Raw genomic sequence first — 8426 nt, 5'->3', positions numbered from 1 at the left:
ACGCGCCGGCCCGCTTCGTCATCCGCGCGGCGCGTACGGGGCGAGCGGGTTGACCAGCGTGCCGGCGAACTGCAACGCGGCCGACGGGTCGGACAGGTCCACCATCTGCTGGTTGTTGCGCAGCTGGAGCCGGTTGAGGCAGGACAGCGTGAACTCCGGCGCGAACAGGTCGTGCCGGCGCATCCGGTCGGCCAGGTGCGGCACCGTGGCGGCGTAGTCGGCGGCGCACGCGGCGACGGTGCGCCAGAACTCGGCCTGGTCGAGCACGCCCCGGGTGTGCAGGGTGGCGCTGAGGTGCCGCAGGAAGCAGTCGAAGACGTCGGTGAAGATGGACAGGATCTTCTCGTCCTCGGGTACGGCGGCCCGGATCCGCCGGACCCGCTCCGGCAGGTCCGCGTCCGGGTCCATCACCACGATCTCCTCGGCGATGTCCTTGAACACGACCCGCTCGACGACGCCGTCGCGCAGCACCAGGATGACGTTCTCGCCGTGCGGCATGAACGCCAGGTCGTAGGCGTACAGGCTGTGCAGCAGCGGCACCAGGTAGGCGTCCAGGTAGCGGCGCAGCCAGTCGGCCGGCGCCAGCCCGGACTCGTCGATCAGCGCCGCGGCCAGCGACCGGCCGTCGAGGTCCAGGTGCAGCAGCGAGGCCATGGTGGCCAGCCGCCGCCCGGGTTCCAGCCCGGGCACCGGGCTCTCCCGCCACAGCGCCGCCAGCATCTTCCGGTACGGGGAGTAGCGATCGGTGGCCGCCTCGTACTGCCGGTGCCGGTAACCGATCGCGGCGCGCTCCCGGATGATCGACAGGCCGGTGCGCTTGAGCACCGGGTCGCCCTCGATCAGCCCGGCCAGCCAGTCGTTGATCGCCGGCGTCGCCTCCATGTACGCGGCGGACAGCCCGCGCATGAAGCCCATGTTCAGCACCGACAGCGCGGTCTTCACGTAGTGCTTCGCCGGGTCGCTGACGTTGAAGAAGGTGCGGATGGACTGCTGCGCGAGGTATTCGTCCGGCCCCTCGCCGAGGCAGACCAGCCGGCGCGCGGCCACCTCACCGGCGAACGTGACGGCGAGCTTGTTCCACCACTGCCACGGGTGCACGGGGACGAACAGGTAGTCGGCCGGGTCCAGGCCCAGCCCGGTGAGCGTGCCGGTGAACCCGGCCAGCGTCGCCTCGCCCAGCTCGGCCCGCATCAGCGTGTCGTAGTCCAGGTCGTCGGCGCAGGTGAACGTGGTGTGGTCGCGGTGCGCGGCGAGCCAGAGCAGCCGTACCGGCGCGGCGGCCTCCGGGGCGTACGCGCGGTACTCGTGCACGCCGAAGCCGAGGCGGCCGTTGTTGGCCACGAAGCAGGGGTGGCCCTCGGTCATGCCGGTCTCGATCGCCTGGAACCCGGCGGCGGCCAGCTCGGCGGCGCTCACCGCGGGCTTGGCCAGCTTGTACGCGGTCCCGGCCAGCGTGGAGGTGATCTCCTCCAGGTAGACCGGCAGGATCGCGTCGGTGAGGCCGAGCGCGCCGCGCAGCTCCACGCACAGATCCACGGCGTCCGGCGGCAGGTCCGCGCCGTCGCGGCGGCGCACGATGCTGTCCGCGTCGACCTCCCAGTGGTCCAACGCCAGCCGCCGCGCGGCGAACCGGTACTCGACGGCGGCGTCGTCGCTGCGGACCAGCCACTGCCCGGGGCCGGTGGGCTCGGGGGTGATCAGGCGCTCGTGGGCGAACTCGGCGAGCGCCTTGCGCACCAGCAGCCGGTTGGCGGTCGCCCACGCCTCGGAGGTCAGGTGGTCCACTGCTGCGCTGGCGTTCACGCCGGTGCCCCTTCCTCGCCTGCGGGCGCGCCGGTGGCGGCCCGGAACTGGTCCCGGGTGCAGACGCTGAGCAGCGCCTCCTTCTCGGGCTTGCGGATCGGGCCGACGACGGTGAAGCCGACGGCCGCGTTGAGCGCGTGCACGGCGGTGTTGCGCACGTCCGGTTCCACCACCACGCGGCGGGTCGCCGGGTCGGCGAACAGCCAGGCCATCACCGTGGTGATGACGGCGCGGGTGAAGCCGTGCACCGGCGTGTCGGCGGGTGCGCAGAGGAAGTGCATGCCCACGTCGCCGGGCTCCGGGTCGTACAGGCCGACCAGCTCGACGTGCGCCGGGTCGTACCGTTCGGCCAGGAACGCCGGGGTGCCGCGCCACGACCCGAGGTACGCGTCGTGGTGCGGGTGGTCGGCGATGCGCCGGTACTCGGCGGCGACGGCGGCCACGTCGGCGTCCTGCATCAGCCAGAACGCGGACTTGGGATGGGTGACCCAGCGGTGCAGCAGCGCGGCGTCGGCGTCTGGGTCCAGCGGGCGCAGCGTGAACTCGCCCAGCGCGTCGTCGACGCGGGTGAATTCGCTCACGCCGGCGCTCCGAACTCCTGGAACGCGATGCTCTTCTCCACCGGGTAGTGCTCGCGGCCGGTCATCTCCCGGATCAGCCACGAGTTGCGGTACGGGCCCATGCCCAGGTCCGGCGAGGTGATGCTGTGCGTGTGCGTGCCCCCGTTCTGCAGGAACACCCGGCGGCCGGTGTGGTCGACGCTGTAGTTGCGGGCCACGTCGAAGCGGCCGTGCGCGTCGAAGCGCAGCCGGTCGCGTACCGGCGCGAGGAACTCCGGCACCCGGTAGTGGTAGCCGGTGGCCAGCACCAGTCCTGCGGTGTCCAGCGTGAACGCGCGGTCCTGCTCGGTGTGGCGCAGCCCGAGCCGGTAGCGGCCGTCGGCGTACGCCGCCTCGACCAGCTCCGTGTTGGTGAGCAGCCGGGTCGGCGCCGGCCCGTGCAGGCTCTTGGCGTACAGCAGGTCGTAGATGTCGTTGATCAGGTCGGCGTTGATGCCCTTGAACAGCGGCTTCTGCGCGGCCTCCAGCGCGTAGCGGGTCGGCTCGGGCAGCGCGTGGAAGTAGTCCACGTAGTCCGGCGAGGTCATCTCCAGCGTGAGCTTGGTGTACTCCAGCGGGAAGAACCGGGGCGAGCGGGTCACCCAGGTGAGCTGGTAGCCGTACGTGTCGATGTCGCCGAGCAGGTCGTGGTAGATCTCGGCGGCGCTCTGGCCGCTGCCGACGATGGTGATGCTGTCCTTGGCCCGCAGCGCCTCCCGGTGCTCCAGGTAGCGCGAGTTGTGGATCATGTCACCGCCCAGCCCGGCGCAGGCCGGCGGCAGGTACGGCGGCGTGCCGGTGCCGAGCACGAGGTGCCGGGCCCGGTGGGTGACCGGCCCGTCCGGCGTGTCGGCGCGCACCACGTACCGGTCGTCGGTCGCGTCGTACTCGACGGCGGTGACGGCGTGCCGGAAGCGCAGGTTCGGCAGCTTGGCGGCGGCCCAGCGGCAGTAGTCGTTGTACTCGGCGCGCAGCGGGAAGAAGCTCTCCCGGATGTAGAACGGGTAGAGCCGCCCGGTCTCCTTCAGGTAGCTCAGGAACGAGTACGGCGAGGTGGGGTCCGCGAGCGTGACCAGGTCGGCGATGAACGGCGTCTGGAGCCGGGTCGATTCGAGCAGCATGCCGGGATGCCAGTCGAAGCTGTCGCGGGCCTCCAGGAACAGCCCGTCGAGGTCGTCGATCGGTGCGGTGAGGCAGGCCAGGCCGAGGTTGTAGGGGCCCAGCCCGACGGCGATGAAGTCGTGGGTCGACATGGGGTTCTCGTTCTCCTCGACGGGGGGTCAGCCGACCGGGCAGGACAGCTCGGCGGCAGCGGTCCGGGCGTACCAGGCGGCGTGGTCGGCGATGAGGTCCAGCACGTGGGCGATGTCGTCCACTGTGGTCTCGGGGTTGAGCAGCGTGAGCTTCAGGTGGTGCGCGCCGTCGACCTTGGTGCCGGCGACCAGGGCGGCGCCGGAGGCGGCCAGCGCGTCGCGGGCGTGCAGGTTGGCCTCGTCGGCCAGGCCGGGGGCGAGGCCGGACGGCCGGTAGCGGAAGACCACTGTGCTCAGCTGCGACGGTGCGGCCACCTCGAAGCGCGGGTCGGCGTCGAGCCGCTGCCACGCCTGCGCCGCGAGGTCGACGACCTGGTCGAACAGCTCGCCGACCGCGTCCGGCCCCATGATCCGCAGGGTCAGCCAGAGCTTGCAGGCGTCGAACCGCCGCGTCGTCTGGATGCTCTTGTCGACCTGGTTCGGGATGCCCTGCTCGACGGCGCGGGCCGGGTTGAGGTAGTCGGCGTGCCAGGTGGCGTGGCGCAGCGCCCGGCCGTCGCGGACCAGCAGCGCGCTGGAGCTGACCGGCTGGAAGAAGGACTTGTGGTAGTCGACTGTCACCGAGGTGGCCCGCTCGATGCCGTCGAGCAGGTGGCGGCGGGTGGGGGAGACGAGCAACCCGCAGCCGTACGCGGCGTCGACGTGCAGCCAGACGCCCGCGTCGGCGCAGATGTCGGCGATCTCGGGCAGCGGGTCGATGCTGCCGAAGTCGGTGGTGCCGGCGGTGGCGACCACTGCCATCACCACCTGACCGTCGCGGTGGCAGCTGTCGATCGTGCGGGCCAGCTCGTCGGCGCGCATCCGGCGGGCCGCGTCGGTGGGTACGGTGAGCACCGCGTCGGCGGCGAGGCCGAGCAGCTTGGCGGCCTTCTGCACGCTGAAGTGCCCGGCCGCGGAGGTGATGACGCGCAGCCGGGACAGCACCTGCGGCCGGTCCGGCCGGGTGGCCGCGCCACCCACCGCCCGGCGGTACGCCTCCTCCCGGGCCAGCAGCATGGCCTGGAGGTTCGACTGGGTGCCGCCGCTGGTGAACACCCCGTCGGCGGTCGGACCCAGCCCGATCCGCCCGGCCGTCCACTCGATCAGGCGCCGCTCCATCAGGGTGGCCCCGGTGCTCTGGTCCCAGGTGTCCAGTGAGGAGTTCACCGCGCTGAGCACCGCCTCGCCGAGCAGCGCCGGGATGACCACCGGGCAGTTGAGGTGGGCGAGGTAGCGCGGGTGGTGGAACCACACCGCGTCGCGTAGCCACACGTCGTGCAGCTCGTCCAGGGCGGCGTCGGTGTCGCCGAGCGGCCGGTCGAGGTCGATGCCGCCGATGAGCGGCGCCAGCTGGTCGGGCGTGACGCCGGTGAACGGCGTGTCCACCTCGCCGACCCGCCGGGCGACCCGGTCGACGCCGCGCGCCAGCACGTCCCGGTACCGCCCGAGCGAGCCGGCGTTGAACAGGTGGTCGCGGGCCGTGGCGGCGGCGCGGCCGGTGTCGGTGGGCGCGGCGCCGGTCGGGCTCCCGATCGAACTCATGCGACTTCCCAGCGGTCGTACGGACAGGACGTGCGGCCACAGCCGCGGCGATCAGGTTAGGTTAGGCTCGCCTAACTAGCAAGCGCGACTCGGTGCGCTTTGTCCTGGAACTACCGCCGGTTGGCGCCTGCCGCGTGTCGCGGTAAGGTCGCCCTCGGTTAGGGGAGGTTATCCTAAGTTGACTGTGGAACGGAACCGCCGCCCGGCGCGCCGAGGCGGGCCGAGACGGTGACGCACGTCGATCGCGATCAGTGGGGCGTGCCGCAACTGTGGGCCGGTGACGCCGACGCGCTGGCCCGTCTGCAGGGGCGTGTCGCCGCGACCGACCGGGCGTGGCAGATCAGCGTCGAACGATGGCGTGCCGAGGGCCGCCTCGCCGCCCACGTCGGACCGTCCGAGCTGGCGTGGGACCGGTTCGCCCGCCGCGTACGGCTGGACGACACCGCCCGGCGCTGCTACGAACGGCTGGACCCGGACACCCGGCGGTGGGTCGAGGCGTACGTGGACGGGGTCAACGCCGGACTCGCCGAGGGCGCCGCCGCCGCGCCCGAGTTCACCGCCACCGGCGCCGCGCCTGAACCCTGGCGCCCCTGGTCGCCGCTCGGCGTGTTCCTCGTCCAGCACGTGCTGTTCTCCACCTTCCCGAACAAGCTCTGGCACGCGCACGTGGCCCGCACGCTCGGCCCCGAGGCGGCCGGACTGTTCGCGGTCGAGGGACCGGCCTCGTCCGGCAGCAACGCCTGGGCCCTGCCCGCCGACCCGGCCACCGGGCGTGGCCCGCTGATCGCCGGTGATCCGCACCGGCTGCTCGAACTCCCCGGCGTCTACCAGCAGGTCCGCCTGGCCTGCCCGGAGTTCGACGTGGTCGGTCTCGCCTTCCCCGGCGTGCCGGGCCTGCCGCACTTCGGCCACACCGGGCACGTGGCCTGGGCCGTCACCAACGCGATGGCCGACTACCAGGACCTCTACCGCGAGCGGCTGCGCCGCGACGGCGACCGGGTGCTGGCGCGCGACGCCGACGGCTGGACCCCGGTCGCGCGTCACGTCGAGGAGATCGAGGTCCGCGGCGGCGACCCGGAGACGGTCGAGGTGATCGAGACGCCGCGCGGGCCGGTGATCGACCACGACCGGGTCACCGGCGAGGCCATCGCGCTGCGCGCCCCGAGCCGGGTGGAGGCCCGGCTCGGCTTCGAGGCGCTGCTGCCGCTGCTGCGCGCCCGGCGCGCCGCCGACGTCGCCGACGCGCTGCGCCACTGGGTCGAGCCGGTCAACAGCGTGCTCACCGCCGACACCGAGGGCGGCGTCCGCCGTCTGGTCGCCGGCCTGGTCCCGGTACGCGACGAACGGTGCCGCCGGGAGCCGGTGCCGGCCTGGGAGCCGGCCTACCGGTGGCGGGGCGACTACGTGCCGCCGGTGGACGAGCGGGTCGACGGCGTGGCGGTGTGCGCCAACGACCGCCGCGACGACGTCGCAGCGCACGGTGTCGATTTCGCCCCGCCGCACCGGGCGCGCCGGATCCGCGCGCTGCTCGCCGAGGGCGCCGAGGCGTCCACAGTGCACACCGACGACCGGCTCCCGGCCGGCCCGCTGTACCGGCTGCTCGACCGGCTCGACCCGGGCCGGCTCGACGAACCCGCCCGCGCGCTGCTGCGGCGGCTGCGCCGATGGGACCGGGCGATGGCGGGCGGGTCGGCCGAGGCGGGCGCGTACGCGGCCTGGCGGGCGGCGCTGGCCCGGCGGCTGCGCGTACACCCGGGGTTGCGTGCGCTCGACGAGCCGTGCGGGTTCGACGAGTTGTTCGCCCCCTGGACCGACCCGGCGGCGCGGATCGGCCTGGCGCTGGATCACCTCGCGGCCGGGTTCGACCTCGCGGAACCGGCGGCCGAGGCGTTGGCCGAGGTGGCCGCCGGCCCGCCGCCCGGTGAGTGGGGCAGCCGGCACCTGCTGCACCCGGTGCACCTGGGCGTCGCCCCGGCGGTCACCGACGCGGTGACCGCGATGCGGGAGCGGGTGGCGCTGGCCGGTGACACCGACTGCGTGCTGGCCACCTCCAGCGTGCCGGGCGTCTCCGACGCCTGCTGGCGCGGCCCGGTGGCCCGCTACGTGTGGGACCTGACCGACCGGGCGGCCAGCCGCTGGATCGTCCCGTTCGGCGTGTCCGGGCGCCCCGGCGATCCGCACTTCGCCGACCAGCTGACCCACTGGGCCGCCGGGACGCTGATCCCGGTGCCCGCCGGCCCACTGACGGGAGACGAGACGACGTGATCCACCTGGAGTCGATTTCCGGCCTCGGCGCGCTGGCGCTGGAGCCGCTCCGCCCCGAGCGGGACGCCGGCCTGCTGCACGGCTGGGTGATCCGGCCCCGCAACCGGTTCTGGGGCATGGGCTCGCACACCGTCGACCAGGTACGCGACATCTACGCGTTCGTCGACGGGCTGGAGACCCACCACGCGTACCTGATCCGGCTCGACGGCGAGCCGATCGGGCTGTTCCAGACGTACCAGCCGGAGGCGGACCCGGTCGGCGAGCGTTACCCGGTGCAGCCCGGCGACGTGGGGATGCACCTGCTGCTCGACCCGCCCCGGCGGTACCCGCGCGGCGTGACCGGCGCGGTCTTCCCGGCCCTGATGCGGTTCCTGCTGCGTGACCCGGCCGCGCGTCGCGTGGTGGCCGAGCCGGACGTGCGCAACGACGCCATGCTGCGCCGCCTGCGCATCGAGGGCTTCACGTTCGGCCCCGACATCGACATGCCGGACAAGCGGGCGAGGCTGGCGTTCCTCACCCGGGAGCGGTTCGAGGCGGAGCACCCGCCCGCGTGAAGCCATGCCCGCGTCACGGCTCGGCGGCGCGCAGCCGCCCGGCCAGGTCCCGCACCGTCTCGGCGTACGCCGGGTCGTCCTCCGACGGGAGGTGACCCTTGATCGGCGGGGGGACGCTGTCCCAGGGCGGGGCGACCAGGCTCTCCGGATCCCGGAGGCGACGGTCCACAGTTGCCTCCGGGCCGGTGACGCGGGCCGGCTCGTCCGGGCGGTGCGGGGAGAAGATCCATCCGCCCAGCGCGTCGGTGTCCCGCCACAGGTTGCGCCAGCGCCAGCCGATCCGGCCGCCGATCCCGCGCAGCATCTCGCCGCCGACGTAGGCGGGGAACAGGCGGGCGTAGAGCCGGCGCAGCGGCGAGCTGTAGGTGAGC

Annotated in this window: 6 protein-coding genes and 1 pseudogene; 2 read left to right on the top strand and 5 right to left on the bottom strand. The window is 73.5% G+C overall.

The genetic code is table 11. The annotated features are described in order from the left end of the window. Positions 1–18 precede the first annotated feature (18 nt). The 4 genes from KBX39_RS15730 to KBX39_RS15715 are packed head-to-tail and all read right to left on the bottom strand — an operon-like array spanning position 19 to position 5236. Positions 19–1803, bottom strand: coding sequence for an IucA/IucC family siderophore biosynthesis protein (locus tag KBX39_RS15730; RefSeq protein WP_210871239.1), 1785 nt, complete (start codon positions 1801–1803; stop codon positions 19–21). Then, complete coding sequence (locus tag KBX39_RS15725; protein ID WP_210871237.1) at positions 1800–2384, bottom strand: GNAT family N-acetyltransferase; 585 nt, start codon at positions 2382–2384, stop codon at positions 1800–1802. Before KBX39_RS15725 ends, KBX39_RS15730 begins: the two co-directional genes overlap by 4 nt. Next, positions 2381–3655 (bottom strand): lysine N(6)-hydroxylase/L-ornithine N(5)-oxygenase family protein, encoded by a 1275-nt coding sequence (locus tag KBX39_RS15720; RefSeq protein WP_113972946.1) that lies wholly within the window; start codon positions 3653–3655, stop codon positions 2381–2383. Before KBX39_RS15720 ends, KBX39_RS15725 begins: the two co-directional genes overlap by 4 nt. Positions 3656–3682: 27 nt before the next feature. Beyond that, the gene (locus KBX39_RS15715) at positions 3683–5236 is read right to left on the bottom strand and encodes an aspartate aminotransferase family protein (RefSeq protein WP_247660247.1); all 1554 of its coding nucleotides are present in this window, start codon (positions 5234–5236) and stop codon (positions 3683–3685) included. Between the two features lie 228 nt (positions 5237–5464). Between KBX39_RS15715 and KBX39_RS15710 the strand changes: the two genes are divergently transcribed. Both KBX39_RS15710 and KBX39_RS15705 read left to right on the top strand, forming a co-directional pair. After that, positions 5465–7501 (top strand): penicillin acylase family protein, encoded by a 2037-nt coding sequence (locus KBX39_RS15710; protein WP_166456010.1) that lies wholly within the window; start codon positions 5465–5467, stop codon positions 7499–7501. Continuing rightward, a complete protein-coding gene (locus tag KBX39_RS15705; protein WP_064445634.1) occupies positions 7498–8055 on the top strand; it encodes a GNAT family N-acetyltransferase in 558 nt (185 codons plus the stop codon). Before KBX39_RS15710 ends, KBX39_RS15705 begins: the two co-directional genes overlap by 4 nt. A 13-nt stretch (positions 8056–8068) precedes the next feature. Here KBX39_RS15705 and KBX39_RS15700 read toward each other — a convergent pair. After that, a pseudogene (locus tag KBX39_RS15700) lies at positions 8069–8426 on the bottom strand (hypothetical protein); the annotation flags it as partial.

It is taken from the genome of Micromonospora sp. D75 (assembly GCF_018070405.1).
GTDB classification, from domain to species: Bacteria; Actinomycetota; Actinomycetes; order Mycobacteriales; family Micromonosporaceae; genus Micromonospora; species Micromonospora chalcea.
This window is presented reverse-complemented; position numbering and strand designations above follow the sequence as displayed.

Bases quoted from the DNA above. Each gene is read 5' to 3' on its own strand.
- KBX39_RS15715 (WP_247660247.1), bottom strand. From the start codon at position 5,236: ATGAGTTCGATCGGGAGCCCGACCGGCGCCGCGCCCACCGACACCGGC.
- KBX39_RS15720 (WP_113972946.1), bottom strand. From the start codon at position 3,655: ATGTCGACCCACGACTTCATCGCCGTCGGGCTGGGCCCCTACAACCTC.